Annotated in this window: 25 protein-coding genes; 8 read left to right on the top strand and 17 right to left on the bottom strand. The window is 47.4% G+C overall.

Going from position 1 to position 27,000, the window contains the following annotated elements:
- The 3 genes from Q0174_RS07455 to Q0174_RS07445 are packed head-to-tail and all read left to right on the top strand — an operon-like array spanning window position 1 to window position 3,742.
- The gene (locus tag Q0174_RS07455) at window positions 1–600 is read left to right on the top strand and encodes a disulfide bond formation protein B (RefSeq protein ID WP_298042948.1); all 600 of its coding nucleotides are present in this window, start codon (window positions 1–3) and stop codon (window positions 598–600) included.
- A gap of 20 nt (window positions 601–620) precedes the next feature.
- On the top strand, window positions 621–1,229 hold the full coding sequence (locus Q0174_RS07450) for a cytochrome C (RefSeq protein ID WP_298042945.1): 609 nt from the start codon (window positions 621–623) through the stop codon (window positions 1,227–1,229).
- Window positions 1,226–3,742, top strand: a complete 2,517-nt coding sequence (locus Q0174_RS07445) for a molybdopterin guanine dinucleotide-containing S/N-oxide reductase (RefSeq protein WP_298042942.1) — start codon at window positions 1,226–1,228, stop codon at window positions 3,740–3,742. The genes Q0174_RS07450 and Q0174_RS07445 overlap by 4 nt, the downstream gene beginning before the upstream one ends.
- 695 nt (window positions 3,743–4,437) lie before the next feature.
- Here the strand turns inward: Q0174_RS07445 and Q0174_RS07440 are convergent.
- The 10 genes from Q0174_RS07440 to Q0174_RS07395 form a co-directional block, all read right to left on the bottom strand.
- Window positions 4,438–4,701: a Txe/YoeB family addiction module toxin gene (locus tag Q0174_RS07440; RefSeq protein WP_298042939.1), complete on the bottom strand. Its 264-nt coding sequence runs from the start codon at window positions 4,699–4,701 to the stop codon at window positions 4,438–4,440.
- The gene (locus Q0174_RS07435; RefSeq protein WP_298042937.1) at window positions 4,698–4,961 is read right to left on the bottom strand and encodes a type II toxin-antitoxin system RelB/DinJ family antitoxin; all 264 of its coding nucleotides are present in this window, start codon (window positions 4,959–4,961) and stop codon (window positions 4,698–4,700) included. Before Q0174_RS07435 ends, Q0174_RS07440 begins: the two co-directional genes overlap by 4 nt.
- Before the next feature lie 124 nt (window positions 4,962–5,085).
- The gene (locus Q0174_RS07430) at window positions 5,086–6,399 is read right to left on the bottom strand and encodes a sodium-dependent transporter (protein WP_298042934.1); all 1,314 of its coding nucleotides are present in this window, start codon (window positions 6,397–6,399) and stop codon (window positions 5,086–5,088) included.
- 650 nt (window positions 6,400–7,049) lie between these two features.
- Complete coding sequence (locus tag Q0174_RS07425) at window positions 7,050–8,363, bottom strand: hemolysin family protein (RefSeq protein ID WP_297882525.1); 1,314 nt, start codon at window positions 8,361–8,363, stop codon at window positions 7,050–7,052.
- Between the two features lie 321 nt (window positions 8,364–8,684).
- A complete protein-coding gene (locus tag Q0174_RS07420; RefSeq protein ID WP_298042932.1) occupies window positions 8,685–9,494 on the bottom strand; it encodes a M48 family metallopeptidase in 810 nt (269 codons plus the stop codon).
- A gap of 1,089 nt (window positions 9,495–10,583) precedes the next feature.
- Entirely contained in the window at window positions 10,584–11,843 is a 1,260-nt protein-coding gene (locus Q0174_RS07415; RefSeq protein WP_298042930.1) for a hypothetical protein, read from the bottom strand.
- Between the two features lie 11 nt (window positions 11,844–11,854).
- A complete protein-coding gene (locus tag Q0174_RS07410; protein WP_297921867.1) occupies window positions 11,855–12,115 on the bottom strand; it encodes a DUF493 domain-containing protein in 261 nt (86 codons plus the stop codon).
- Window positions 12,093–12,563 (bottom strand): cyclic pyranopterin monophosphate synthase MoaC, encoded by a 471-nt coding sequence (gene moaC, locus Q0174_RS07405; protein ID WP_298042928.1) that lies wholly within the window; start codon window positions 12,561–12,563, stop codon window positions 12,093–12,095. The genes Q0174_RS07410 and moaC overlap by 23 nt, the downstream gene beginning before the upstream one ends.
- 623 nt (window positions 12,564–13,186) lie before the next feature.
- The gene (locus Q0174_RS07400) at window positions 13,187–13,633 is read right to left on the bottom strand and encodes a hypothetical protein (protein WP_298042925.1); all 447 of its coding nucleotides are present in this window, start codon (window positions 13,631–13,633) and stop codon (window positions 13,187–13,189) included.
- The gene (locus Q0174_RS07395) at window positions 13,634–13,996 is read right to left on the bottom strand and encodes a DUF1508 domain-containing protein (protein WP_297921438.1); all 363 of its coding nucleotides are present in this window, start codon (window positions 13,994–13,996) and stop codon (window positions 13,634–13,636) included.
- Between the two features lie 116 nt (window positions 13,997–14,112).
- Between Q0174_RS07395 and Q0174_RS07390 the strand changes: the two genes are divergently transcribed.
- From Q0174_RS07390 to Q0174_RS07375, 4 genes are all read left to right on the top strand, one after another.
- Window positions 14,113–14,592 (top strand): hypothetical protein, encoded by a 480-nt coding sequence (locus Q0174_RS07390; protein ID WP_297904142.1) that lies wholly within the window; start codon window positions 14,113–14,115, stop codon window positions 14,590–14,592.
- Window positions 14,593–15,022: 430 nt separating this feature from the next.
- Window positions 15,023–15,865 carry a DUF3737 family protein gene (locus Q0174_RS07385; protein WP_298042923.1) on the top strand — a complete coding sequence of 281 codons (843 nt, stop codon included), beginning with the start codon at window positions 15,023–15,025 and terminating at the stop codon, window positions 15,863–15,865.
- A gap of 1 nt (window position 15,866) precedes the next feature.
- On the top strand, window positions 15,867–17,060 hold the full coding sequence (locus Q0174_RS07380) for a MalY/PatB family protein (protein WP_298042922.1): 1,194 nt from the start codon (window positions 15,867–15,869) through the stop codon (window positions 17,058–17,060).
- Between the two features lie 198 nt (window positions 17,061–17,258).
- On the top strand, window positions 17,259–18,644 hold the full coding sequence (locus Q0174_RS07375; protein WP_298042920.1) for a DUF3137 domain-containing protein: 1,386 nt from the start codon (window positions 17,259–17,261) through the stop codon (window positions 18,642–18,644).
- 613 nt (window positions 18,645–19,257) lie between these two features.
- On the opposite strand, the gene Q0174_RS07370 is transcribed toward Q0174_RS07375, so the two are convergent.
- The 5 genes from Q0174_RS07370 to Q0174_RS07350 all read right to left on the bottom strand — a co-directional run bounded on the left by Q0174_RS07370 (window position 19,258) and on the right by Q0174_RS07350 (window position 23,701).
- Window positions 19,258–20,118, bottom strand: a complete 861-nt coding sequence (locus Q0174_RS07370) for a cysteine ABC transporter substrate-binding protein (protein WP_298042917.1) — start codon at window positions 20,116–20,118, stop codon at window positions 19,258–19,260.
- 20 nt (window positions 20,119–20,138) lie between these two features.
- Complete coding sequence (locus tag Q0174_RS07365) at window positions 20,139–20,876, bottom strand: amino acid ABC transporter ATP-binding protein (RefSeq protein ID WP_298042914.1); 738 nt, start codon at window positions 20,874–20,876, stop codon at window positions 20,139–20,141.
- On the bottom strand, window positions 20,876–21,532 hold the full coding sequence (locus Q0174_RS07360; RefSeq protein ID WP_297897210.1) for an amino acid ABC transporter permease: 657 nt from the start codon (window positions 21,530–21,532) through the stop codon (window positions 20,876–20,878). The genes Q0174_RS07365 and Q0174_RS07360 overlap by 1 nt, the downstream gene beginning before the upstream one ends.
- Before the next feature lie 2 nt (window positions 21,533–21,534).
- Entirely contained in the window at window positions 21,535–22,188 is a 654-nt protein-coding gene (locus Q0174_RS07355) for an amino acid ABC transporter permease (protein ID WP_298042910.1), read from the bottom strand.
- A gap of 166 nt (window positions 22,189–22,354) precedes the next feature.
- Window positions 22,355–23,701 carry a DASS family sodium-coupled anion symporter gene (locus tag Q0174_RS07350; protein WP_298042978.1) on the bottom strand — a complete coding sequence of 449 codons (1,347 nt, stop codon included), beginning with the start codon at window positions 23,699–23,701 and terminating at the stop codon, window positions 22,355–22,357.
- A gap of 633 nt (window positions 23,702–24,334) precedes the next feature.
- Here Q0174_RS07350 and Q0174_RS07345 point away from each other — a divergent pair.
- The gene (locus tag Q0174_RS07345) at window positions 24,335–24,967 is read left to right on the top strand and encodes a hypothetical protein (RefSeq protein ID WP_298042907.1); all 633 of its coding nucleotides are present in this window, start codon (window positions 24,335–24,337) and stop codon (window positions 24,965–24,967) included.
- A 103-nt stretch (window positions 24,968–25,070) separates the two neighbouring features.
- On the opposite strand, the gene Q0174_RS07340 is transcribed toward Q0174_RS07345, so the two are convergent.
- Both Q0174_RS07340 and purB read right to left on the bottom strand, forming a co-directional pair.
- Complete coding sequence (locus Q0174_RS07340) at window positions 25,071–25,607, bottom strand: hypothetical protein (RefSeq protein WP_298042904.1); 537 nt, start codon at window positions 25,605–25,607, stop codon at window positions 25,071–25,073.
- Window positions 25,608–26,945 (bottom strand): adenylosuccinate lyase, encoded by a 1,338-nt coding sequence (gene purB / locus Q0174_RS07335; RefSeq protein WP_298042901.1) that lies wholly within the window; start codon window positions 26,943–26,945, stop codon window positions 25,608–25,610. It lies immediately after the preceding gene.
- Between the last annotated feature and the right edge of the window lie 55 nt (window positions 26,946–27,000).

The following is a 27,000-nucleotide window of genomic DNA, read 5'->3' as shown; positions in this document are numbered from 1 at the left end:
TTGAATAGATTGATTTTGAAGATTTACGCGTGGCAAAATACCGCTACGCCGTGGTTTTGGCTCTTTGTGATAAGCGCAGGCTATCTTGCGACATCATATTTTTTCTTTCAGCGCTGCCTTTTTATGTCGCCTACGCAGATGAGCACCCTCGTGCGTCTGGGCTTTGCCGTAGCGGGCGTGGGCGCGCTCATCGGCTTGCTGCTGCCGTTTGGCTTCATAGCAAGGCTCGTTGCTTATGCGCTCGGATTTGCGGGCGCGATATACGGCTATTTACAAAGCTCCGCTCCGCACCCCGCCGTAGATACCGCAAATTGCCTCGCGGCACCCGCATTTCCTTTTGCGGCGCCGCTTGATAGCCTGCTGCCGGAGCTGTTTCGCCCCGCAAGCTGCACGGGCACTCCGTCCTTTCCCGCAGGCACCGCGCTTAGTGACGTGCAGAGCTTTTTCGGCGGATTTTACGGCGAGGGATTTTATCTGGTGCCGAGCATAAAATTTGCAGACGCGGCGCAGTGCGCGCAGGTAGCGTTTGCGGCATTCGCGGCCGTTTTGGCCGTTATGTTTGCGGGCTTTTTATACGGCAGATTTACGAGAAGTTTTTAAAATTTTAAGAAAGGATAAGCATGAAGTTTTTAAATTCTATTGCGGCTGCGGCGGCTATTGCGGCTGCGATCGCAAGCTACGCTGGCGCCGAGGTTAAGGCGGGCGAGACGCTTTACGGCACGGTGCTAAAGCAGGTAAGCGTAAGCGGCGATTTGTCGCATAAGGACGGCAGGCTGCTGCCCACAAACGCCATAGAGGTCTTGGAGGTTAAGGACGGAGTGGTGAAATTTTCGCTCACGGGCTATCAAAATCCAAAGGCGCCGAACGTTATTTATTTCACGCCTAAAGCGCGCATAATCGCAGTGGCGTTTTCGAAGCAGGCTAAATTTCAAAGCGAGAGCTTGGGCGAAGAGGACGGCTTTAATAAGGTTAAAATAACCGCCTACACCGACGAGGGCGCGCTAAGCGGCGACGTGGATAAAATTTTCGCGGGCGCTAAGGAGAAATTTGAGGCCTCGTGTAGCGTCTGCCATGCTCTGCATCAGCCCGCTAGCTATGAAGCAAACAGATGGCCGGGCTACATCAAATCGATGCTTTCGCGCACGCCGATTAGCAAGGATGAGAGCTGGACGGTGGTGCAGTATCTGCAAAAGCACTCCAAGGACGTAAATTTAAAGGATATGAAATGAAAAGACGAAATTTTTTAAAGCTCGGCGCGGCGGTCTCGGCGCTTCCGCTCATCCCAAGCTCGATGCTTGCGGCGGATAAACTTACTGCGCTTAAGAAAAATGGCGAAATTTTAACCGCGGCGCGGTGGGGAATTTTAAAAGCGAGCGTCAAAAACGGCAAGATCGTAAAGTCCGCGCCGTGGAAGATCACCTCTAAAATTCCCAATACGCTTCAAAATACGATGGCGGATCTCGTTTATAACACGCGCATCAAGGCGCCGATGGTGCGAAAATCCTATCTCGCCGATCCCGATAATCCTAAGCCAGAGCTTCGCGGACTTGACGAATGGGTCGAGGTAAAATATGAAGACGCGATCAAACTCGTCGCGCGTGAGCTTAAAAAGACGCGCGAGCAAAAGGGCGCGGACTCGGTGTTTGCCGGCAGCTACGGCTGGCAGAGCACGGGCAACGTGCATGTCTCAAGGACGCTGCTTCATAGATTTATGAACTTAACCGGCGGTTTTACGGGCGTCACGGGCGATTACTCCACGGGCGCGGCTCAGGTCATCATGCCGCACGTAACGGGCTCAAATCAGGTCTATGAGCAGCAAACCTCGTGGCCCGTGGTGCTTGAAAACTCCAAAGTAGTGGTCTTTTGGGGGCTCAATCCGATCTCTACGCTTCGCGTGGCGTGGACGAGCTCTGACGAGCAGGGATTTAAGTATTTCGAGCAGCTAAAAAACAGCGACAAAGAGATCATCATCATCGATCCGATTAAAACCGTAAGCGGCAAGTATTTCGAAGGCAAGGCGCGATGGATCGCTCCTCGCCCGAACACCGACGTAGCGATGATGTTAGGCATGGCGCAGCACCTCTACTCGCAGGGCAAGTACGATAAGGAATTTTTACAAAACTACACCGTGGGCTTTGAAAAATTCGTGCCGTACCTCACGGGGCAGAGCGACGGCGTGGCTAAGACGCCCGAGTGGGCTAGTGAAATTTGCGGCATTAGCGCGGACGTGATCAAAGAGCTTGCGATAAAATTTTACGAAAATCGCACGATGATAATGGCTGGTTGGGGTATCCAGCGCGCTCATCATGGCGAGCAGGCGCACTGGATGATCGTGACTTTGTGCGCGATGCTAGGGCAGATCGGACTTGCAGGAGGCGGCTTCGGTTTTAGCTACCATTATGCTAACGGCGGCGCGCCTACCTGTGCGGGCAGCGTGATCGGCGGAATGAACGCGGCAAGCGTCGGCGTCGTTAAGGACGGCAAATTCCTAGGGCTTGCGCAGGATCAGAAGCAAGGCGGCGAAGCAGCTCAAGCGTGGCTGGTAAATACGGCGAAGGTTGCCTTCCCTCTAGCTCGCATCGCAGACGCGCTGCTAAATCCTGGCAAGACGATCGACGCAAATGGCGCAAAGATCACTTATCCTCAGATCGACTTCATCTACTGGGTCGGCGGAAATCCGATCGTGCACCATCAAGACACCAACACTAATATCAAGGCTTGGCGTAAGCCGCGCACTATCGTAGTGAATGAAATTTACTGGACGCCGACTGCGAAGATGGCGGACATCGTGTTTCCGACCACTACGGAGTATGAGCGCAACGACATCACGATGAGCGGGGACTACTCCAATATGCATATAATTCCTATGAAGCAGGTCGTCGCTAAGCAGCACGGCGCGAAGGACGATTATCAAATTTTTACCGACCTTTGCAAGGCTTACGCAGACGGACTTGCCGAGGCTTATACGGACGGCGGCAAAACGGAGATGGATTGGATCAAAGAATTTTACGAAGGAGCAGCTAGCGCCGTGAATGCAAACACCGCTTTGGGCGTGCAGATGCCGAGCTTTGAGCAGTGGTGGGAGAAGAACGAGCCGACGGAATTTTACGAAACGCCGGAGAGTGCTGCGTACGTGAGCTTTGAGGATTTTAGAAACGATCCTGTTTTGGAGGCTTTGGGAACGCCTAGCGGGCTAATTGAAATTTACTCCGATACGATTGCTGCGATGAACTACAAAAACTGCGGCGCGCATCCGATGTGGTTCGAGCCCGTAGAGTGGCTGGGTATGAAGGAAAAGCCTGCGAAATTTCACCTGCTTAGCCTGCATCCGCTCGATCGCTTGCATTCGCAGCAGAGTAACACCTCAAATCGCAAGAGATACGCCGTCGCGGATCGCGAGCCGGTGCTAATAAATACCGAGGACGCTAAGGAGCTCGGTATCAAGCAGGGCGATCTGGTGCGCGTTTATAACGCTCGCGGCGAAATTTTGGCGGGAGCCAACGTAAGCGATGACATAATGCGCGGCGTGGTGCAGATCTTCGAAGGCGCGTGGTACGATCCTAATGCCGAGGGTCTTTGCAAAAATGGAAATCCGAACGTGCTTACGATTGACCTGCCTACGAGCGAGCTTGCTAACGGCAATATCTCTCACACGGCGTTAGTAAATATCGAGCTTTATAAACACAAGGCGGGCGAGGATATCAAACTAACCGCGTTTATGCCGCCTAAAGGGGCGAAGTAAGGATTGTGGAGTGGTTCGGGCTTTAGAGCGGCTTTTTATGCCCCGAACCGCACCCGCCGTGGATTTACTGCGACAGCGGGTTGGATCGATTTTACTTGCCGTAGCTTTACGATCGTGATGACGAACTAGAACTAATTTGAATTGTCGTGGTTTTTAGTTATGGTGAGCCGCTGAGTTAGTGAGCTGTATTGTCTCGCTGCCTCACCCCCTCCATTCGCTCGCGGAATTATCGCTAAATTTAAGAACTCGCCGTTTGAGCTAGAATTTCAATCCAAACTAAAAAATCGCCTAAGCTTCCATTTAAAATTTTCTTCGGAATTTGCGTATCGCTAAAATTATCGCTCCAAATTTCATTTTTATCGGTGAAATAGTCATTATTTTGAGCCTGCGGTATAAAATCGGTCCGATCTTCTATTTTTACGTTTAGCGCCTTGAAATATTGCAGCAGCTCATGATACTCTTTTGCAGATACGGCATTTACTAAAAAGAAATTTCTGTTGTTAAATTTGATGACGAAATTTCTTTTTAGCAGCCAAGGTAAAATTTTGAAATTTACTACTTTAAATCTGCACTGAATTTCAAAATTTTAAGCCATAAAATAAGATAAAATTTTAAAATTCCACGCCTTTTTTGGGTGAAAGTTTTTATTTTGGGACAAATCCTACCGCTTTGATATTGATGCTTTTGTGCGTATTTTACTTATCTCCATAGTGAGTTTTACACTGAGCTATTTCTATGGCGCCATTAGATATTCTAAATACGAGCCGATTTTTTCCATCTATTCTAACACTATAAAGCCCCGATAAATTGCCCTTTAGCGCTTCGGGTTTGCCTATACAATCGTAGCCGTTACGCTCTATATCTAGGATTAACTTATTTATGCGCTTTAGAATATTTTTATCATTTTCCTGCCAATACAGATAATCCTTCCAAGCTTCTTGCGACCAGGTTTTTTTCATTGATCCGCTTCTAACAAATCGCGTTCAATCCCGCTAGTTTCCTTTAATTCGTCAAAAGAGCGCTTAAGATGAGATAAATTTTCGTGGCTGTAAAAGGGATCTGCCGTCAGCTCGAAAGGAATTTTGCGTTCTTGCAATACTTTTTTAGCAAATATTGTAAAAGCAGTAGTTAAATTTAGCCCCATTTCAGAGCATACTTCCTCCAACCCTTTTTTAAGCTCGGCATCCATTCTAAAATTTACGTTTATAGATCGCGTCATATTGTCTCCTTTTTGATTGTATTATACATTATTTATATGGATAATGCAATGATTTATAAATGTGCTTTGCTAAAATTCCATTACGAGAGAACACTATTAATTCTAAATCTAGCAAGATTTTAATTCAAAACGAAATATGCATACTAAGCGCGATTATACATAAAAGTAGCGCCAGCGGGACATAGACAAAGCGCCCGATATCATACCAGAGCTTGCCGCGAACCCTCTCTGCGCCCAGATTTATCTCATCTAAAATTTCATTTCGCTTAATCACCCAAAACCACGATATCGCGCCGATTACTGCTCCGATCGGAATGATATAAATCGATACGAAATCCATCCACGGACCCCATGAGCTTATCGCTTCCATACCAAGGCCCGCACCCAGGCAGATCGCGCACAATAGCGCAAGCGTGAATGCGCGGCTTAGCCTTGGAAACTTATGCATTAGCGATTCGGCGACTACTTCGAACATATTTTGAAGCGATGAAATTCCACCAAAAATCACGGCGGTAAATAAAATCACCGCAAAAATTCTACCACCTGCCATATCTTGCAAAATTTTAGGCAGAGTTACGAAAAGTAGCTTAGGCCCCGCCGCAGGATCCATTCCGTAAGCAAATACTGCAGGGATCATCACTAGCGCAGCTACCATCGCGGCTAGCGTGTCAAATAACGCGGTATTTTTCGCCGCAGATACGATGTCTTCGTCCTTGGATAGATACGCACCATAGACGATCATCCCTGAGCCCGTAATCGATAGCGAGAAAAACGCCTGTCCCATCGCAGAAATCCAAACCATCGGATCTGCTAGCTTAGTAAAATCGGCGCCGAAAAGAAACGCATATCCGCCTGCAGCGCCTTGCAGTGTCGCAACCCTAATTGCCAAAATTGCAAATAGCACGAAAAATAGCGGCATCATAATTTTATTCGTTTTTTCGATACTTTTGGCGCCGAAAAACAGCGTCAGCAACGTGCCTGCAACGATTATGCAGTGATAAGGCACCACGGAGTAGGACGTCAGGGCAAAAGAGTTAAACCACGTATCGGTATTTTCGCTCATTAGCGAGCCGTCTATGGCTTGGACTAGTGCCTTTAAAACGTAGGCGATGATGACGGCATAGCCCACTGCGATACACATCGAACCGGCAAGTGGCAACCAGCCGATAACCTTACCGATAGAGCCCAGTCCGCGGCTTTTCCACGCGTATTCGTATGAGCCTAGCGTGCCTGTTTTGGCGCGGCGACCGATCGCGTATTCGGCGCTTAGGCCTACGTATGAAAACAGCGTTACAAAAAAAACGTAAATTAGCAAAAATGCGCCGCCACCGTTCGTGCCGAGTTTGTAAGGGAAGCCCCAGACATTTGCCATACCTACAGCAGAGCCCACGCAGGCGATGATAAAAGCCCAGCGCGATGAGAATTTGTGTTTTGTCATAAAGCCATCCGTGCGAAAAATTTTCGTTATGGTAGCAAAAAGGAATTTAAGATTTATTTATGCGGAATTTTAAGGCGTGCCGACTTGATTACTTAGGAATTTTTAGAATTTAAAGCCGCGAAGTTTTAAAGTAAGATTGGTGAAATTTTATGATCAAAATCGATAGAGTTAATTCTGCGATACTACGCAGCAAAATTTTATCTTTAATAATTTTAGAATTTTACGCTTAGGCTTTGGCTTTAAAATCCGCTTAGCCCAGGCTTGTAGCAGGGCTTGATATTTAAGTTAGGCGAGAAATTTAGATCAATTGAAATTTTAAAATTCCGCAAAATTTTGAAATTTTTAAAATCTACGATCTCGCAAAATTTAAAAATAGGCTCATCAAGAAATTCTATCTAGCGTCGCTCTGGCAGAATTTTCGCGGCAGAATTTCGCCTTTTGTTTGTAATATGAAGAGGACTTATAAATAGCACTTTTATGGCGCTCTACAAGGCGAGTGGCATTCCTGTGCCCGCTATTAGGGCATCTATACGGGAGCGGCGAATAAATTTTCACCCTAGATGGGAATTGAGAGCGTCGCAAGCGGCAGCGCGCTTGAAATTCCCGGCGCGCAGCATCATAGAGCGAATTTTATTAACTCACACTTTGGCTTAGTTATTTTTCTCCGCTTCTTCATTTTCTTGCGGCTGCGCGACTGCTTTTTTGATCGCTTTTACGAGCGAAACTCTTGTGCCATCCATTCGCAGTACTTCGTAATCGCAGTTCTCATCGCTTATTTTATCGCCGATTTCAGGTAGGCTGCCAAAGAGATTAAAGACGTAGCCGCCGATCGTTAGCTGCTCGGTCTCTTCGTCGAAGTCAATGCCCATAACCTCCTCGACGCCTTCGATCTCGAAACGCCCTCTAAACTCAAAGGTGTTCTCGTCGATACGTTTGAAATTTTGCGCATTCGCGTCGTGTTCATCGTTGATGTCGCCAAAAATTTCTTCTATTATATCTTCCATTGTCAAAAAACCCGCAGTGCCGCCGTATTCGTCGATGACGAGCGCGGCAAAAATGCGCTGCTTATTCATCATCGGTAAAATTTTAGAGATTGGGCTGTTTTCAGGCACGATGATGAGTTTGCGCACGATCTTATCGAAGCTTTTATCTCCCTTTTGTTGGATGATATCGCGGATGTGGATGAGGCCTAGGACGTTATCCTTGCTGCCGTCGATATACGGAAAGCGCGTAAATTTCGACTGCAATACGGTTGCGTAGTTTTCATCGTAGCTTTTTTGCTTATTTAGGCATATAAGATCGCGCCGTGGCGTCATTATCTCTTTAGCGACCGTGTCGCTAAAATCGACGGCGTTTTTGATGATCTCGGTCTCGAGGCTATCGAGTACGCCGCCTTTTAGGCTCTCGCTTGCGATGATTTTGATCTCTTCGTCCGAAAGCGCAAGCTCGCTCTCTTTGGCAGGCTTTACGCCGATGATTTTAAGCGAGACGGCAGCGATGAAGTCAAACGCTTTTATGATCGGAAAAAACATAATCCAAAAAATATGAAGCGGTCTGGAGATAAAAAGCACGATCTTCTCGGTTTTGGCAATAGCGATGGATTTTGGCACTAGCTCGCCGAGCACGACGTGAAATAGCGTAACGAGCGTAAAAGATATGACGAAGGCGATCGTATGCGCCGCCGCTCCGCTGCCTATGCCGATGGATCTTAGCGGTAGCTCGATCAGTCTCGATACCGCGGGCTCACCGATCCAGCCGAGGGCGAGCGAGCTTATCGTAATGCCTAGCTGAGTGGCGCTGAGGTAGGTGTCAAGGGAGTTTGAAATTTTAAAAGCGAGCTTTGCGTTTGGAATTTTATCCTTGATAAGCTCTTCGAGGCGAGACTTTCTTACTTTGACGATTGAGAATTCCGAAAGAACAAAAAAAGCATTCATAAAGATGAATACAAAAGCTAAAACTAACATTAAAACCGAACTGTCTGTGTCCAAATTTCTTATCCTTTGAAATTTAAAAATAAATGTTTATGATTATATCTAAAAACGCTTTAAAATCCAAAAGGCGCGGAAAATACCTCGCGCCCGTGCGTAGAATTCTGCGGTAATTTAAAATTTCGCGCTGCGGCAGGTCTTTGTTGCGGCGAGATTTTATCGCAATAGAGCTTATGCGCGGCGGCGGATAATCCTAGCGCCGCGCGCAGGCCCATTAAGAAATTTAAATGCGACGATAAAACCTGCTACTTAAAAAACCTTAGCGCGCAAGCTCTTGCGAAATTTTAAATCGCAAGACTATCTATTTCTTGTGGCGGCCTCGTAAAGCGGCAAGACTTTCGGCATCACCTCTTTTAGATCGGCGATGCGATCTTCGTTTGAAGGGTGCGTGGACATAAATTTAAGCGGATGGCTCTCGTTTAGCTTATTCATCTTCTCCCAGACGTTTATCGCCGCCCTTGGATCGTATCCTGCGCGCGCCATCAGCTCGACACTCATCAGATCGGCCTCCGTCTCATGCGTGCGCGAAAACGGCAGCGTGAAAGTGTACTGCGCCGCCATGTTCAAAGCCGCCGAGCCCAGATCTCCAAGCCCCGCTGCAGAGCTTGCTACAGCGATACCGACATCTTTCATCTGTTCAGTCGAGGCTCGCTCGCGGCTGTGTTCGCGCAGTGCGTGCGACATCTCGTGCCCCAGAATAGCAGCCAGCTCGGCATCGGTAAGCTTTAGTTTTTCGATGATACCCGTATATACGACGATGCGACCGCCAGGCATACACCAAGCATTGATCGTAGGGTCGTTGATGACGTTTACCTGCCAGTTCCATTTCAGTGCGTCTTTGCGAAATGCGCCGACTTGAGCGATTAGGCGCTTCGAGATGCCTCTAACGCGATCAGTTAGCTTTTTATCGGTATTTAGGACATGTTTGGCGTTTGCCTGGGCGGTAATCTGCCTGTAGGCAAGCGCGGCACTTTGATCCATTTCAGCTTCGCTTACGGTGATGAATTGCGAGCGGTCGATGCCTACGGCGCCGCCTTGCGTGGTGCTCGCGCAGCCGGTAAAAATCATCATCGCAGCAAAGGATATTAAAAGAGCTAATTTTTTCATCTTTTCTCCTTGAAATTTTGCGGCGATTTTAGCGAAATTTGGTTAAATTTTTAGAATTTTATTTTGGATTGCTGGATTTTGCAGGCGCGATCTATTTGGAATTTGTCGTGAAATTTAAGGACGGCCGTCGCCTTTAAAATAGAATTGGGCTTTGTAATTTAGCGATAAAATTTAGCGGTGATTTCGCAGAATTTTATCGCGGCGTAAGCGAGGCATTGCTATGTGAAAGTAGTGGATTTATCCAAATCCAAGTGCTACGTTGTATAAATAAGGCGCCTCTGCGCCCAAATAGAGCGGGGGCGCGGTTTTAAATTTACGCAACGATAAATCCGGTAGAATTTTATTTACACCAGGCGCTCGACCCGGGCGCAGCAAGATCGGTTTAAAATTTATGCGATCAAATCGCGCGATAAAATGGGCTCGGATGTCGCTATAATTTGAGATGAGCTGCGCTAATCTTTTGCGGTACATAAATTTTTAATTACTAATTTGGTAAAAGCCAATGCGCCGCATCTTACGCTGCAGTGAAAATGATCGTAGAAATGCCAAACGCCACAGACGCCTTTTCGTAGAGTTTATCTCGCGAAATTTCATTTGCGCGCGTCGGGATAAAATTTCAAACCGCAAATCGTGCTATATCACTTTGAGGCGGAATTTTAATTTTATGCGTTTAGAATTTTAAAATTCGGCTACGCAAATTTGTACGATGAAATTTTAAGCTTAAAAATCTGCGCCGTTTTTGGAATTTTATATATGCTCTGGCAGCTATAAAATTTTACATTTAGAATTTTATAGCTACGGCAAGATTTGGTTGGACTGGGGTCTCGCATCGCCGTAGGATTTTTGGCGGCACGGAATTTTACAGTGCACATCTAAATTTAGCTACGCAAAATTAGTAAATTCTTTATCGGCACGGAATTCTGTTGTGCCATTAAAGCGCATGAAGAATTCCGCATAAGCCTCGCAAACTCTAATGAAAGCTCCTTTCTTTGGGGCTCGCGGGTTTTAAGACATGTGAGTAAATTTTGCAGCGCAAAGCAGCGAGCGCCGAGTGTTTGCCGCTAGGGATTTCGCACCTGTGACGCCCATTTAGTCCTTTTTGGACTTTAGCTTGGCGATCGTCTCTTTTGCGGCCTCGTAAGCCTTAGCGCTCATCTCGCGCGCCCTTTCGCTTACGTTTTTGGCGACGTCGGAGCTTTTTAGCTCGGCAAATTTTTGGCTCATCTTCTTTTCAAACTCGCTAAGCTCTTTTTTGATTGCGTCCAGTTTCTCGTCCAGATCGAGGTTTTCGATGATTTTGGCGCTTTTTTGACTTAGCTCTTGAGTGATTTCGCGCGCCTTGGCGCTCGCCTTTTTTGCGCGCTCGCCAAGCTCGATCTCGCCGATTTTGGCGCTTAGTTGCTCGGCAAGATCGCTTGAAATTTTTCTAAATTTAGCCAAATAGCCTCCGAATTCTTCATCGGCGATCTTGGCGATCTCGCTTTTAGCGGGCTCCTCCGAGCTTGCGACCGCGTCGCTTAGCACGGCGCTAAATAGCTCGCTCATCTGCGAAATTTGAAGCCTTTCGTTCTCTAGGCTCTGTGCGTCGCTTGCTGGCGAGAAACTTAGCTCGTCGCGGTATCTTTCGGCGGCTTTGTTTATGCCGTCGTAGCAGCCTAAAATCGCGCCTCTAATCAGCGCAGAGGCGGTATTTTTACTCTCGTTTGCGACGAAAATCGCGCGATTTATGATGATTTTTGAAATTTCTTTCGTGCGGAATTTCGTAAATTCCCCGTCGCCGATAGCCGAAAATGCGATGTTTTTAGCCGTCTCGTGCGCGGTGTCCTCGATGTCGGTTCCGCTTTCGAGCACGCTTATGAAAGCCAGTTCGCTTGCTTCTTTAAGCACATCCGCAAGCGGAAGTTTGCTCGCGATCGCTCGCTGTAGCGCCGAGCCTATGCGCTCTTTTAGCTCTGTTTCGCTTGCGTTTTGCAGCGCAGTATCCAGATCATCGTAGCTGCGCAAAACAAGTGCTTTAATAGCCTTTTGCTTACAAGCGATCTTTTTGCGCAGATCGTCGTAGTCGTAGATGAGCTTGTAAAGCCCCTGCTCGTCCTCGTCGCACAGCGCCTTTTTAACGCCGTTAAGTAGGGCTTCTGCCGTCTCATCGCTAAGCGCGCCCGCGTCTTTTAACTCGGCTGCGAAGTCTAGGATTAATTGCGTGCTTTTGGCGCTTTTACTCTCGTCGTCAAGCTCACACAAAGCCTTCGTGGCTTCTTGCAAGGCGAGCTCTTGCACATATGAGGCTAGCTCGGCTTGTGGAATTTGCGCGAGATCGGCGCCGAATTTTTTGATTATTGCTTCTTTCATTTCATCTCCTGTCACAATACATATTTAAAGTGGGCTTTTAAGCGCTCGAAAATTTCGTTTCGATGTAAGTCGTCTTTAACGAAAACGCTTACGTTGAAGCTCATATATTTGCCGCCGTTTGAAAAGCGCGAAAAGTCTATTTTGTAATTTTCGCCCTTTAAAATTTCATCGATCTGCTCGCGCTTTTGGGTGCTTGCGTCTAGGATGATTTTATATTCCCAAAAAAGTGGATAGTCGATTTTCGGCTTTTCAGCCCCTAATATACACGCCACTCTTGCCCCCCTCTTTGCGCTGCAGCACGACGTCGGTGATCTGCATCGATTTATCTATCGCTTTTAGCATATCATAAATCGTCAGCAGCCCCACGCTCACGCCCGTTAGCGCCTCCATCTCAACGCCCGTTTTGCCCGTGATTTTTACAGTTACAAAAAGCTTAAACGCGCACTCGCTCGTAAGCTCCTCAATATCGGTTTTAATCGAAGTAATCGTAAGCGGATGAGTCATGGGTATTAGCTCACTCGTCTTTTTAGCGCCCATTATCGCGGCAACTACGGCAGTTTGAAGCACGGGGCCTTTTTTGGCCGTGTTTTGCTTAACGGCGGCAAACGCCTCCGCGCTCATGCGGATGATGCCGCTAGCGGTGGCTACGCGCTCGCTCTCGTCCTTGGCGCCGACATCTACCATGCGCGGCATATTGTTTTCGTCGATATGTGAAAGCATAAAATTTCCTTACAGTTTTTGGCGGGATTATAGCAGAATTTCGGGCATAAAAAAAGCCCGAGCTTTTAAACTCGGGCTTCATACAAAAAGGAGGTTTTATCTTGTCGGACAAAGACGATTATACTACCTAAACAGTAAATAGAAATAAAATATATCCTATTTGGGCGAACTCTTTCGCGCTTAATTTATAGCCGTTTTTAAAATTTTGATAAAATTTGACTATATGCTTTGACGCGCTGCGCGGGAATTTGAATGGGTAGCGAAATGAAACCGAGCCAAAGAGCGACTAAATTTAAAGCGGACGCTTGAAGGACAAAGATAAAATTTAAGCGGCATTTGAGATTGTTTCATCTTGAAGCGAGGGTTTAAAGAGGATCGAGCGGGGCGCTCCGTCAAGGTGCCATAAACAAAACGCTGCAAAGGCGAAACGGGCTTAAATTTTAAATAACTTTTGCTTTAAATTTGAGCCCGCCTTAATTAAGCGCGAGGTTTTTACGCGCAATACAGCATAAATTTAAACCCTTCACGCAAGCGCCGTAGTACGCAGGCGCGGATTAAAATAGCGCGCGCAAATTTAAATATCGCCGCGCAAAATCCAGTCTGCGTTTTAAATTTAGCCTCGTTTAAATTTTAAACGTTTTTAGCAGGCTGCCTAAGCTTAGCCCCTTATCTTCGCCGTTTGCGCCGCCTCCTAAAAGATCGCCCAAAAAGCTACTTGCGTCGTTGATATCGACTTTGCCGTCGCCGTTTAGGTCGAGCTTGGCGCTTGCGATTTTGCCGATCAGCGCGCTAAAATCCACGCCTTTGCTATCGACGGCATTTGCTTGCACGTCTTCGCCGCCGCCCAAAAGTCCGCCCAGCATCGAGCCTAGCGAACTAGATCCGCCGCTTTCGTTTTTGCTTAAAAAATTTGAGCTGATGCCCGCAATTATCGCATTTATCTGATCGTCTGGCAGATCAACGCCTAGAAATTTTTCGATAAAAGCGACCGGACCGCTTTGAAATTCTCTTAAATTTTTATCGTCGCTTTTGAGCGCGGAGACCATATTTACAAGTCCGTTTATGTCCATTTACGCCTCCTTGATCTTGGCTTTCGGGGCCTGTTTTACAATAAGCTCTATTACTTTTAGGGCGTCCGCCTTAGCCTCAAAATCCTTGCTAACGGCGATGATCTGTCCGTTGCTAGCCGTTAGGCGGAAGCGAACCTTGTCTGCTTTATCAGTGTAAAGCTCAAATTTCGGATTGTTTAGCTTTTCTCCGCCTGCGATTTGATCCTCGATCTTATTTAGCGCGGCGTTTTTTGCGACGCTTTCGATGCCGTTTTTGCAAGCGGCCTTGCTCGTGTAAACCTCGGAGGTGCACAGTACATGCCCGTCATAAAGTAGATCGAATTTGCAGCCGTCCTTAGCATCTTTGATTAAAAACTCAGCCATTTTTCATCCTTTCGTAGAAGATATCATTATTTTAGCTAAAATTTTAATAAATATTTTTAATAGGCGCGGAATTTTCTGCTAAAATTGCGTACAAATTTCATTTACAAAGGATCATAATGATAAAGGCTCTACGTTTTAGCTTGATTTTCGCCGCTACTTTAGGATTTGGCGCGGATGAGAGCGATGCATTATTTAAGGATATAAGGACGCGTCTGGGTTGCAATCTAGCCGCACAGGACTGCGAGACTAACGCGGGCGGGCAGAAGGCGCTCTTTAGCGTAGCGCGCCATCCGATCGAAGCGGGAGCAAATGAGCTAAAAATAAGCGGAATTTCGCGTGAGCTGAAAAATCCGAGCGTTAAAATTTCGGGCGTGAGTATGAATATGGGCAATGCGGAATTCCCGCTAAAGCGCAGCGCAGACGGCTATGAAGCGACGCTTGACGTTGCAGTATGCACGCACGCCGTAATGCGCTACAAGCTTGAAATTTACGAGGATGGCGAGCCTAGTGGGCTTTTTGTGTATTTTGATCTGCGAAAGCGCGCTACAGATCGAGACCGCGGCGAAGACATCCACTTGCATCACCACGAGCATTAGACGCGCCCAGTTTGTGTGCGGGGTAAAATTTGCGCTTTTTCAGACACGACGCTTTAGGGAAACTTGCACGTTGATTGTAGAAAATTTTACAAATTTTATAAGGCGCCGCTTGCGATAAATTTTTATGTATCTTTCGAGCGACACGCGTCGTGGGCAGATACGGGTGCCTAAACGAATACGCGAATAGCCGTAGTGATCTAGGCGCGCTTCATTAGGGCGTTTACAAAAACGCCTTTATAAACGTGCGGCGATTTGCCGTGCATTCGCCGCATATGTTTCGTAACCACTACCGAAGCGCGTCAAATTTAGTCCTTCGCCGCCTTTAAATTTTAAAATTTTTAAAATTCGCTTGCGTTTCATACGCCTAATCTATGCGGAATTTTGAAATTCCTTGTATAATCTGAAGCAAATTTTAAATCTAAGGAAAGCCATGCAAATATTAAGACAAAAGCACTTTAGCGGCGAGCGCGCGCTGTTCGGCGCAAAGGATCTGCGGATCGAAAATTCCGTCTTCGGTGAGGGCGAGTCGCCGCTAAAACACAGCGCAAATATCGTCGCGCAAAACTGTAAATTTGAGTGGAAATATCCGTTTTGGTACGCCGAAAATATTCGTGCACAGGACTGCTTATTCGACGAGGTCGCGCGCGCAGGGATCTGGTATAGCCGCGGCGTGGTGCTAAAAGACTGCCTCTACGGCGCGCCTAAAGGGCTTCGCCGCATAAAAGACGCCGCGCTGCAAAACGTGGAATTCCACGACGCGCAGGAGACCTTGTGGCACTGCAGCGACGTCACGCTAAAAAACGTCACCGCAAAGGGCGCGTATTTCGGGCTTGATTGCGAAGGCTTAAGCATCGAAAATCTATCGCTCTTCGGGGATTACTGCTTCGACGGCTGCAAAAACGTAACGATTAAAAACTCCAAGCTCCTCTCTAAGGACGCGTTTTGGAACTGCGAAAATATCCTCATCGAGGACTGCTTCATCGCGGGCGAGTACTTCGGGTGGAATTCCAAAAACGTAACGCTACGAAACTGCAAGATCGAGAGCTTGCAGGGCTTTTGCTATATGCAAAATTTGCGCCTGCAAGACTGCGAGCTCATAAATACGACGCTAGCGTTTGAATACAGCGAGGTGCAAGTCGAAGTAAAAGGCGCGATTGACAGCGTCAAAAATCCAAGCAGCGGGCTAATCCGCGCGGAAAGCATCGGCGAGCTGATCCTAGACGGCTCGACCGACGCGTCTAAAATAGAGATCATCACTGAGTTAAGGGCGTAAGATGGGACTTTTTGATTTTATAAGCGGTAAAGAGAGATACGACTTCGACGCTCTGCCGAACCGCCGCGGCACAAAGTCACTTAAATGGGACGTAGGCGAGAATGAGCTTCCGATGTGGGTCGCGGATATGGACTTTGCCGTCGCGCCCGAGATCATCGAGGCTCTGCAAAAGAGGCTAAATGAGCGGGTTTTGGGCTATTCGATTATCGATGATGAGTGGCGCAGCGCGTATCAAGGCTGGTGGCTTTCGCGCCACGATTATGAAATCCAAAAGGAGTGGCTGATCTATGCCGGCGGCACGCTGCCTGCGATCGATTCGATCATCCGCAAGCTTACTTCGCCCGCCGAAAACGTGCTACTGATGAGCCCCGTTTATAACTGCTTTTATTACTGCATCAAAAACGCCGCCCGTGTGCCGTTGCAAAACGAGCTTGCCTATGCTAGCGGCGATTATAGCATCGATTGGGAGGATTTGGAGGCTAAGCTTGCCGATCCGCAGACGACGCTTTTTATCCTTTGTAACCCTCACAATCCGGTCGGCCGCACCTTTAGCAGGGACGATCTCGCCCGTATCGGCGAGCTGTGCGAGAAGCACGGCGTGACGGTGCTTAGCGATGAGGTGCATTGCGATCTGACCGAGCCGGGCGTGCGTTACACGCCCTTTGCTGCGGCAAGTAAGAGCTGCGAGAGGATTTCGGCCAGCATAATCGCGCCAACCAAGGCGTTTAACATCGCGGGGCTACAAAGCGCGGCGGTCTTTGCCGCAGATAAGCGCTTGCGTCATAAAATTTCAAAGGCGCTAAATTCCGACGACATCGCCGAGCCGAATTTTTTCGCAGTGCAGGGCGCGATCGCCGCATTTACGAAGGGTGCGCTGTGGCTGGATGCGCTGCGCGAATACCTCAGCGAAAATCGTAAATTCGCGACGGAATTTATCGCGCGTGAGCTTCCGCAGGTGCGCGTCGTGCCGCAAGATGCGACCTATCTGATGTGGCTCGATGCGGGCGCTTACACGCAGGATAGCGCGGAGCTTGCGCGCTTCATCCGCGAAAAAACGGGGCTGTATCTCTCCTGCGGCGCGCAATACGGCAGGGGCGGCGAGAAATTTTTGCGCCTAAATATCGCGACCTCTAGAGCGCTGCTAAAAGACGGGCTAGGGCGGCTGAAAGAGGCGCTAAAGATTTGCCCGCATTGAGCAAGCTGCGGCGCGGCAAAGGCGAAATTTAAAATTTTATAACGACCAAATTAAAGCGACGGATTAAATTTTAAAATTTTGCGGCAGGGCGCAAGCTTTACGCTAAATTTAGCGGCGATCAGGCGGCGGTGCGCGGTTAAATTTAAACATTTGCGCGACAAATGAACCGGCGCTTAAATGCGCTACAAAAGGCGGATTATGGATAGAAACGGCGATTTAGAGGAGCTTTATCTGCTTGAAAAACGGCGCGAAAAGCTCGCGCGCATTAGTAAGCTCGTCTCATTTTTGATAACCCTGCTGCTGCTCGGACTTTATGCGTTTTTGAATACCAGGACGGAGCTCGTCTCGTTTGATACAAACTGGCTCATAATCGCGCTTTTCATCATCTTCCCGGTTTTAAACGGACTGCTCTACCGCCTATTTTACAGTTTAAGCTTTGGCAAAAACGGCGGCACGCAGCGCGCAAATTTTGATAAATTTAGCGGCTTTGATACGGCGCAAGATACAGGCGTGTTAGGGCAGGGTGCAGCACAAGATGGACAAATTTTTAGCGCCGATGCGAAAGAGGGGCGGGTATTAAAAGCTGAAGCGGGCGAGGGCGGTAGCTACGAAAGCAGTGATAGCCGCGCGAGCGCTATTTACGAGAGGTTTGAGCCCAAAACTACCGAAGGTGCGGGCGGGAGTGAAAAAGACGGCGCAACCCAGTCAAAATTTAACTTTCTAACCGATCTGCAGAGCCTAGAGGATGAGCGCGCGGCGCTGCAAAAAGCGGTGAAAAAGGCCGGTCTAATCGCCGCTGTCGTAGGGATCGGCGTGGGCGCACTGGTGGCGCGCTTTTGGGAGGAGATGGCGGTCGGAGCATTTTTCGGCGTGGCTGTTTACGGCGTCGTGAGCGCTCTTTTAACGGCGAGTAAAAGACAGAATTTCAGATCAAATTTTAAAAACAGGGTCGTCGCGAGCATCGCAAAAAGCTTCGGGCTTAGCTACGATGAAAATGGCGGGCTGGGGACGGATGAGTTTTTTGAAATTTACGACTGCTACATAAACGAGCAATCGAGCGAGGATATGATGAGCGGGGAGGTGCAGGGCGTGCGCGTGAGATTTAGCGACTTTTACGCCGCCGAAAAGGTGCGCACTAAAAACGGCACTCGCACCGACGTAAAATTTCACGGAGTGCTTTTCGTCGCGGACTTTCACAAAAGGCTTAATTGCGAGGTGCGGGTATGTCACAAAAACTCGCGAAATCTGCGCAAATACGGGCAGCGAGCGAATATGGACGACGTGAAATTTGAGGAGTTTTTCGACGTCTATACGACCGATCAGGTGGGTGCGAGATACGCTCTGACGCCGCTTTTGATGCAGCGACTGACGGAGGTCTATCTAAGGCTGGGCTCGCAGATAAACGCGGTGCTAAGGGAGGATAAAATTTACGTGGCGATCGAGACCTGGCGCGATAATTTCGAGCCTAGAATCGACTGCTCGCTAAAGCAGGACTCCACGATAGAGCTTTACGTAGATGAGATCGGCGCGCTCGTTGATATCGTGAGCGAGCTAAATTTGAACCGTAAAATTTGGAGCGAATGAAGTGGGCAGCGGTGCGGTGGAGTATCGCAGAGGCGATTGCATACAGCCGTGGCGGCGCACAGATAGGACATAGCGCGCGGGATTATAGGCTTAGCGACACAAATGCACCGTGTAGCTGAACGTGGAAATGGATGCGTTGCGCGGATCGTGCGTTTAGGTGGACATGTGATCGCTCCTTTGCGTGAGCCAATCGAGAGATAGAGCGCGCGCAGCGTTCGTATAAGACTTTGCAAGCTACTTTGAGCCAAATCCCCGCTCCGTTTAACGAGCTAGCACTTGCGATTTATTGCTGCTTGTGCGGCATAAATTTTTACTGCACGAGCGGGTTGTATTAGAATTACTATCGCTTGAAATTTATGCTATGCGTGCGACTTAAAATTTGCCGCGACGACCCGCGCTAGGCTGCGTTTCGGCTCGGCTAAATTTACTCGGCGGCAATTCGCCGTACGGAAGCAAAACTCTGCCGCCAGATCGATAAATTTAGCTAGCTTATAGAAGCGCTCGCCACCACTTTTGACGTTTGCAGCCGCCGTTCGGTAAAGCTACGGCGGCTCGTCGCTGCGAGGTCGCAGGGCTGACAATTGCCCCGCTAAACCAGACGGCGAATCAAAATTTATAACTTTCCGCCCTCGATTACGACATCGTCAGCTTTGATGTCGTCGCCGTATACGGGCGCTAGCGTCGCGTCGTAGTCGGCGTGGAAAAATTTCTCGCCCGCAAGCTTTACGATTAGATCGTCAAGCCATTTGCGAAGCTCGTCGTTGCCCTTTTTGACCGCAGGCGCGATGACGTCCTGATCGCCGAGCGAGCGAATGCCTACCTTAAAGCCTGGGTTTGACTTCGTCCACGCAAACAAAAGCGTATTATCATGCGCGATCGCATCGCCTCTGCCGTCCAGCATCGCACCGAAAGTCTCGGTATTTTGGTCAAATTTTAAAAGCTTGATTTCGGGATGGTTTTTCGTAAAATACAGATCCGCGGTCGTGCCTTTGTTGATTAAAAGCGTTTTGTCCTTAAGCTGCGAAACGTCGGTGATATCGCCATTCGGGCTTGCGACGCCTAGAGCTACCTTCATATATGGCAGCGCGAAATCAACGACCTCTTTGCGCTCCGGCGTTACGGTGAAATTTGCAAGCGTGATATCGACCTTATCAGACGCCAAAAATTCCGCGCGATTGGCGGCCTCTACGAGCACGAACTGCACCTTGCTCTCATCGCCCAAAAGTTCCTTTGCGATACGTTTTGCAAAATACACGTCATATCCCGCGTTTTTGCCCGTCTCGTCAATGTAGCCAAACGGCGGCTTATCGCCGAAAACAGCGATCCTTACTACGCCGCGCTTTTTAACTCCGTCTATATAGCTTTGCGGCGCAGCGGAACCTTGCGCGGAATTTGAGGAGCTTTTGCCCTCGTCGTTGCAACCTGCGAAAAATAACGCAACTAAGATAAAAAGCGTGCTTAGCGTTTTTTTCATCTTTTCTCCTTTATTAAAATTTATTTTTTAAATTCGAACATATTTAGAAATTTCTTCGCGCGCTCGCTTTTTGGAGCGGTAAAGAACGCCTCCGGTTCGTTAATCTCGACGACGCTTCCCTCGTCCATAAAAACTATGCGATCAGCTACGGCGCGCGCAAAGCCCATCTCGTGCGTTACGATTAGCATCGTCTGCCCCTCTTTGGCAAGATTTAGCATTACGTCGAGCACTTCGCGCACGATCTCGGGATCAAGTGCTGCGGTAACCTCGTCAAAAAGCATGATCTTAGGCTTCATCACCAGGCTTCGCACGATTGCGATGCGCTGCTTCTGCCCGCCGCTAAGTTCTTTGGGGTAGGAGTTTTCCTTATCCGCAAGACCTACGATCTTTAGCCATTCGTGCGCTAAAGCTATCGCGTCTTCTTTCGGGACGTTTTGTACCTTCATCGGGCCTAGGATTATGTTGTGCAGCACGCTGAGGTGATCGAAAAGCTCATAGCTTTGAAAGACCATTCCGATCTTTTGTCTGATCCTGCGCCACTCTTTGAAATTTTGATCGATCCGTTCGCCTTCGATTATAAAATTTCCGCTTTGTATCTCCTCTAACCCGTTTATCGTGCGAAGTAGGGTGCTTTTGCCGCAGCCGCTAGGGCCTAGGATCACCACGACCTCGCCCTGCGCGACGCTAAGGCTGACGTCCTTTAGCGCGTGCAGCTCGCCGTAAAATTTATTGACTTTATCGATTTTTAAAATTTCCATCAGCTCCACCTGTTTTCTAGTTTTTTCGAAAGCGCCGAGATCGGATAGCAGATCAAAAAATATACGAAAAATATCGCTCCGTAGATGATTAGCGGCGCGTAATTGTCGCGAAAGACATTCACTTCGATGATCTGCTGTCCGACTTTGACGAGCTCGATGACGCCGATTAGCACGGCGATCGAGGTTGTTTTTATCATCCTGCTGAATAAATTTATCGTTGCGGGCACCAGGCGCCTCATCGCAAGCGGCAGGATGACGTAGAGATAAATTTGCGATCTGCTAAATGCGAGCGCTTCGGCGCTTTCGAACTGATGCTTAGGGATGCTAAGCACGGCGCCGCGCACCAGATCCATCATCTCAAAAACGCCCCAGATACTAAAGACTATGATCGAAGCCGCGATATTTGAGATGTGTATGCCAAAAGCCTTGCTCGCGCCGAAATATACGATAAATAGCCAAACGATAGGCGGCATTATGCGCACGATCTCTAGGCAAATTTTAAGCGGGATGTATAAGGCTCTGCGCCCGGAGGCCATTAAAATTCCAAGCACCAAGCCTAGTACGAGCGAAACTGCGATCGAGATGAGCGCGATTTGCAGCGTGACCCCAAGCCCGCCAAGAAGCCTGATTAAATTTTCACCGCTTAAGAGTTCCATCGCTAGCCTCTCATATACGCAAGGCGTTTTTCAAGCAGCGTAAGCGCTAGTGAAAGCGGCAGGATTATGATCAGATACGAAACGCTTAGCATAAACAGTGCCTCGTTCGTCTTGTAATACAACCCGATCACGTCCTTTGCGGCATAAACGAGATCGGCGAGTGCTACGATGCTAACGATCGAAGTTTCTTTAAGCAGAAAGATTATGTTTGCGCTGATGGAGGGCAGGGCGATCGCAAAAGCGCGCGGCAGCACGACGTAAAACACTATCTGTGCTTCGCTTAGCCCCAGGCTCATCGCGCTTTCGATCTGGGATTTTTTTATCGCCTCAAAACCGAGCCTAAAACTCTCGCTCATATAGCTTCCGCCCAAAAACGCAAGACCTACAATCGCGCAGGTAAAGCCTGAAATTTGAACGCCGAGCTTCGGCAGACCGTAGTATAGAAAAAATAGTTGAATTAAAAGCGGGGTATTGCGAGATAGCTCGATATATGCGTTTACAAGCGGACTTAGCAGAGGTACTCTTTTATATTTTATTAGCGTGCAGATAAAGCCGATGATGATGGATAGTAAAATCCCGTAAAATGCGAGCTTTAGCGTTAAAATTCCCGCCTTTACGAACATTGGGCTAAATTTAGCTATAAAATCAAAATCCATAAATTCTTCTTTCCGTAAGATATGTGTATTATACAGATAACTGATTAAAATAGTATTAAATCAGAATTTTTTTATAAAGATTCCGAAAATTTAGGAGTTTAAAAATATATCTTATAAATATATTTAGTCCGAGCAGATACCCGGACTATAGAATTTTGACGGAATTTTACGAGTAAAAAATATACGCGTATCCCGAAACCAAAAACGCGGAGAATATCGCTAGAATTCCACCACTTCGTACCATTTCTGCCTGGCGAATGCGTCCCGTGCCGAAAACCAAAGCATTCGGCGGTGTCGCTACCGGCATTATGAAAGCGCAGCTTGCGCCCACACCGATTACTATAGTAAGAGTTTCTTTCGGTAGCCCCATTTGAGCCGCTACTCCCGCAAATACGGGTACTAAAAGCGCAGCAGAGGCGGTATTGCTCGTAAATTCCGTAAGGCAGATAATGAAAACTGCCGTTACCAAAAGTACGATGTAAGTAGGCGCTCCACCGAAAGTGTGCGCGACTAGATCGCCAAGCACCTTAGAAGCTCCGGAATCGCCTAAAACCGCACTTAGCGTAAGTCCACCGCCGAAAAGCAACAGCACGCCCCACTCGGTGTTTTCGGCGATGTCGTGCCATTTAGCAAGCCCTAGTATGACGATTACGACTGCCGAGCAGATGGCGACGTAAGCATCATCCACTTTAAAGCCCACAAGGGCTGAAATTTGCTTTGAAAATATCCAGCCAAGCGCTGTTAGAGCAAATACGACGATAGTAATAATGCGCTCGCGCGTCCAAGGGATATGCTCCAGATCCATCTCTATTTTATGGCTTAAATTCGGCTTGAAAATTATATAAAGCACCACAAGCATTATCGGTAGCATCACGCACATTAGCGGCAAACCCACCTTCATCCAGTCTGCGAAGCTGTAGTGCAAGGCTTGAGCCACGATTAAATTTGGCGGAGATCCCACGAGCGTGCCCAAACCTCCGATGCTTGCAGAATACGCGATACCCAAAAGCAAAAACACGAGCGTGCCGTGATCTTTGCTCTCGTCCATGTTGGCGCAAATTCCAAGCGCGATCGGAAGCATCATCGCAGCAGTTGCGGTGTTTGAAACCCACATCGAAAGGATCGCCGTAGCAAGGCAGATTAAAATCGCAGCTACACCCAAGCGACCGCCTGCGCGGGCGATTAGCCACATCGCGATCTTTTTATCGAGCTTTTGCATATGCAGAGCCGTTGCCAGAGCAAAACCGCCGAAAAAGGTAAAGATCGTAGGGTTTGCAAAATTTGCAAGCGTGCTTTTGATGGTGGCAGCTGTGAAAGTGCCATCTTTGGCGAATTTGCCAAGTCCGATAGCTACCGCAAGCACCGGCACCATAAGCGCGGTTACCGTGATATGCACGGCCTCTGTAAGCCACATAATCGCGATAAAAGCAAGTAACGCAAGGCCTTTTTTGACATTAGGCTCAAATGGTAACGCGGCATATAGCGCAAAGCCCACAGCAGCGGCAATCGCCATAATGATGACGCCGCGCTTAGGAAACGGCACGGTGTCGGTGAGCCTGTCTAAACCCAGCTCGTCTACGTCTGAGTCCAGTGGTCCTTGTAAGCGGGAGTTGCGTAACTCCACTTTGTGTTCTTCCATAGATACTCCTTTTTTGGATTTGGCTTATGATACAAAAATGAGACGGGAATTTTATAAATTCCAAATCAAATCGTCTTAAATTTTTAAAATTGCAGTTACTATCGGTAACACGGCACTTATCTCGTGTGTAAATTTTAAATTATACATAAAAACGAACAACTAAGTAAGCGCTTTAAATTTCATCACAGATTATTTTTTAATGACACCCGGCATTTAAATTTGCTAACTGCTCAAGGGAGGCGGCGTAGAATTTCGTCGAATTTCATCCAGGCAATCGAGATAGAATTCTGTCCTTAGCAAACGAGATAAAATTTTATCCAAGGCGAGTGAGATAAAATTCCAAGTCTTGTCGCGAAATTCATCGAAATTTCAAAAAAAGGATATTATAATCAGCAAATTTTAAACGCGCTTATGAGCGAGCTTGGCGGAAGACGCTCAAAGATAGCAAGCGGTAAAATGGCAAAGCAGCGGCGGAAAGCCCGAAATTATAAATTATAAGGAGAAAATGTGAAAAACAAAATTTTAATCGCGGCGTTTGCCGCTGCGGTATGCGTGAGTTCAAGCTTTGGCGAGGGGATATTTTTAGGTATCGAGGGAGATTATTCTTTTAAATCCAGCATCACTACTAAATGGTCTGACGAGGACGATTCTGGCACGAATAAAGATAATAAGGGGCAGGCTGCGCTCGGCTTTAAAGGCGGCTATGATTTTGGTATAGCTAGGGCGTACGGCGAGTACTTGTATGATTTCAAAGCTTCGAAAACTGGCACTGACGAGGACATCATATTTAAACACGAGTGGAATAAGCACAGCTTGCTCGTAGGCGGGGATTTTATGCCTGAGATTACGAATGGCTTTAAACTCGTAGCGGGCGCATATACAGGAGTTTCATTTTTGAAATATAAAATTTATTCATATGACGAATCTGACGGAAGCAGCGATTCGCTTTCAAAGACTCTGCCTGGCTGGGTCATCGGTGCAAGACTAGGCGGGCTATATAGCTTTGATGAGCATAACGAGATCGAGTTTGGCTACAAGGCGGACTATACGAGGTACAAGGCCAGTAAGCTCGGAGAGGGCGTAGACAAGGTGTATGAGACTAACCATGGAATTTATATGGGGTATAATTTTAAATTTTAAAATCATTGCGGTAAACAGAAGCGCAAATCTGGCATTCCTAGAATTTCTAAATTTATACTTTTATAGAGAAATAGCAGGGGTTAAAATTTTATTAACCCCTGCTTTAGAATTTTATTTGACTAAGATACGGTAAACAGGCAATGGCAACATCAACAGCTTTATCTCCAAGCCATTTAATAACTTCCATTAGCTTTGATTTTTTCTCTTGATTATCTTTGCAATATTCAAGCTCGCTAAGTATTCCTTTTAATTCATACTTCAAATTTTTAGCAAGAATTTCATCTGGAATTTGATCTATAGTATTTTTAATAATTATGCTTTGATTAATGTTGGTTGTATTCGTGTTGTATATATTTAAATTTGAAGATTCTTTGCTCCTGATAGTGTTTGCCTCGTCTTTTAACTCTGCTTCAAGAAATTTTAATTCTCCTAATATCCAACTCAATATATTATGTGCTTTTTCTAGGCTGCAATGTTTGGCTTGAAACTCTTGGGCTATAATATGGTCAAATTTTAACTTGTATTTCTTATTTAATCTAATACAGATATCTTCCATCATATCAATATTACCTATACTTAAGACAATTCTTACTTGTTCTATATCTTCTTGTACCAATTTTATTTTGTGTTTATTTATCATTCAATTTACTCCGCCAAACACCCTTTTAAAAATCGCGTCTACATTTTTGGTGTAATATCCGTAGTCGAAGCACTCTTTGATTTCGCTTTCGCTTAGCTTTTCTCGTAGCTTTGTATCTGCTAGCAGATTTTGCAAAAATAGGCTATGTCCTTGCTCATCTATAGCTTTTTTGCCCTCTTGCAGATCCGCCCAGACCTTCATCGCATTACGCTGCACGATTTTATAAGCATCCTCTCTGCTAACTCCTCGTTTAGGCAGCTCTAGCAGCACGCGCTGCGAAAACACGAGCCCACCGGTTAAATTTAGATTTCTCATCATATTTTCTGGATATACGAGCAGTTTTTCGATCAAGATTGTCAAGCGATTTAGCATAAAATCAGTAGTTATAAAGCCGTCGGGGAGGATAAATCTCTCGACCGAGCTATGGCTGATATCGCGTTCGTGCCATAGCGCTACGTCCTCCATCGCGGGTATTGCGAAGCTACGGATCATACGACATAGTCCCGTTACGTTTTCGCTAAGCACAGGATTTCGTTTGTGCGGCATCGCAGAGCTGCCCTTTTGTCCTGGGCTAAAAAATTCCTCCGCCTCATAAACTTCGGTGCGTTGATAGTGGCGGATTGCGATAGCGATCTTTTCGCAGCTGGAAGCTAGAATCGCAAGTGCGCTCATTACCTGCGCGTAGCGATCGCGCTGGATGACTTGATTGGATGCGGGAGCGGGCTTTAGCCCCAAATATTCGCATACCAGCTCTTCCAGCTCTAGTGGAGCGTGGGCGAAATTCCCCATCGCACCGCTTATTTTGCCGTAGCTGATGACGCTTTTTGCGTGTTGCAAAAGCTCTAGCGCGCGATTTATCTCATCGTACCAGACCGCAAGCACGAGTCCGAAAGTGATCGGCTCGCCGTGGATACCGTGGCTGCGCCCGACCATCAGCGTCATTTTGTGCTTCATGGCTTGAGATTTTATCGCGGCTTTTAAATTTTGCACATCCTCAATGATAAGCTCCATGCTTTCTTTGATTTGTAGCGCGACGGCGGTATCGATGCAATCGCTGCTAGTCATGCCGTAATGCACGAAGCGGCTCTCCTGCCCAAGGCTCTCACTCACGCTCGTTAGAAATGCAATCACGTCGTGCTTGGTGGTCTTTTCGATCTCATCTATCCGCTCGATCCTAAAGCTTGCGTTTTGTAGAATTTTATCTTTATCGCAGTCACTTATTAGACCTAGCTTATTCCACGCCTTAACCGCCGCGAGCTCGACTTTGAGCCACGCATCGTATTTGGCTTGCAAGCTCCATCTTTCAGACATCTCTTTTCTTGCGTATCTTTCGACCATTTTAGTAGCCTTTCGGTTAGAATTTCTTGTATAATGATGGCAAAAATTATATAAA

This window comes from uncultured Campylobacter sp. (assembly GCF_937996225.1).
In the GTDB taxonomy this organism is placed as follows: Bacteria; Campylobacterota; Campylobacteria; order Campylobacterales; family Campylobacteraceae; genus Campylobacter_B.
This window is presented reverse-complemented; position numbering and strand designations above follow the sequence as displayed.

Coding starts and splice junctions, on each gene's coding strand:
- Q0174_RS07370 (WP_298042917.1), bottom strand. CDS start 20,118: ATGAAAAAAACGCTAAGCACGCTTTTTATCTTAGTTGCGTTATTTTTC.
- Q0174_RS07425 (WP_297882525.1), bottom strand. CDS start 8,363: ATGTTAGTTTTAGCTTTTGTATTCATCTTTATGAATGCTTTTTTTGTT.
- purB (WP_298042901.1), bottom strand. CDS start 26,945: ATGGTCGAAAGATACGCAAGAAAAGAGATGTCTGAAAGATGGAGCTTG.
- Q0174_RS07350 (WP_298042978.1), bottom strand. CDS start 23,701: ATGGCGATTGCCGCTGCTGTGGGCTTTGCGCTATATGCCGCGTTACCA.
- Q0174_RS07415 (WP_298042930.1), bottom strand. CDS start 11,843: ATGAAAGAAGCAATAATCAAAAAATTCGGCGCCGATCTCGCGCAAATT.
- Q0174_RS07385 (WP_298042923.1), top strand. CDS start 15,023: ATGCAAATATTAAGACAAAAGCACTTTAGCGGCGAGCGCGCGCTGTTC.
- Q0174_RS07445 (WP_298042942.1), top strand. CDS start 1,226: ATGAAAAGACGAAATTTTTTAAAGCTCGGCGCGGCGGTCTCGGCGCTT.
- Q0174_RS07390 (WP_297904142.1), top strand. CDS start 14,113: ATGATAAAGGCTCTACGTTTTAGCTTGATTTTCGCCGCTACTTTAGGA.
- Q0174_RS07365 (WP_298042914.1), bottom strand. CDS start 20,876: ATGGAAATTTTAAAAATCGATAAAGTCAATAAATTTTACGGCGAGCTG.
- Q0174_RS07440 (WP_298042939.1), bottom strand. CDS start 4,701: ATGAAAAAAACCTGGTCGCAAGAAGCTTGGAAGGATTATCTGTATTGG.
- Q0174_RS07420 (WP_298042932.1), bottom strand. CDS start 9,494: ATGAAAAAATTAGCTCTTTTAATATCCTTTGCTGCGATGATGATTTTT.
- Q0174_RS07450 (WP_298042945.1), top strand. CDS start 621: ATGAAGTTTTTAAATTCTATTGCGGCTGCGGCGGCTATTGCGGCTGCG.
- Q0174_RS07360 (WP_297897210.1), bottom strand. CDS start 21,532: ATGGAACTCTTAAGCGGTGAAAATTTAATCAGGCTTCTTGGCGGGCTT.
- Q0174_RS07430 (WP_298042934.1), bottom strand. CDS start 6,399: ATGACAAAACACAAATTCTCATCGCGCTGGGCTTTTATCATCGCCTGC.
- Q0174_RS07435 (WP_298042937.1), bottom strand. CDS start 4,961: ATGACGCGATCTATAAACGTAAATTTTAGAATGGATGCCGAGCTTAAA.
- Q0174_RS07380 (WP_298042922.1), top strand. CDS start 15,867: ATGGGACTTTTTGATTTTATAAGCGGTAAAGAGAGATACGACTTCGAC.
- Q0174_RS07355 (WP_298042910.1), bottom strand. CDS start 22,188: ATGGATTTTGATTTTATAGCTAAATTTAGCCCAATGTTCGTAAAGGCG.
- Q0174_RS07375 (WP_298042920.1), top strand. CDS start 17,259: ATGGATAGAAACGGCGATTTAGAGGAGCTTTATCTGCTTGAAAAACGG.
- Q0174_RS07400 (WP_298042925.1), bottom strand. CDS start 13,633: ATGGACATAAACGGACTTGTAAATATGGTCTCCGCGCTCAAAAGCGAC.
- moaC (WP_298042928.1), bottom strand. CDS start 12,563: ATGCTTTCACATATCGACGAAAACAATATGCCGCGCATGGTAGATGTC.
- Q0174_RS07395 (WP_297921438.1), bottom strand. CDS start 13,996: ATGGCTGAGTTTTTAATCAAAGATGCTAAGGACGGCTGCAAATTCGAT.
- Q0174_RS07340 (WP_298042904.1), bottom strand. CDS start 25,607: ATGATAAATAAACACAAAATAAAATTGGTACAAGAAGATATAGAACAA.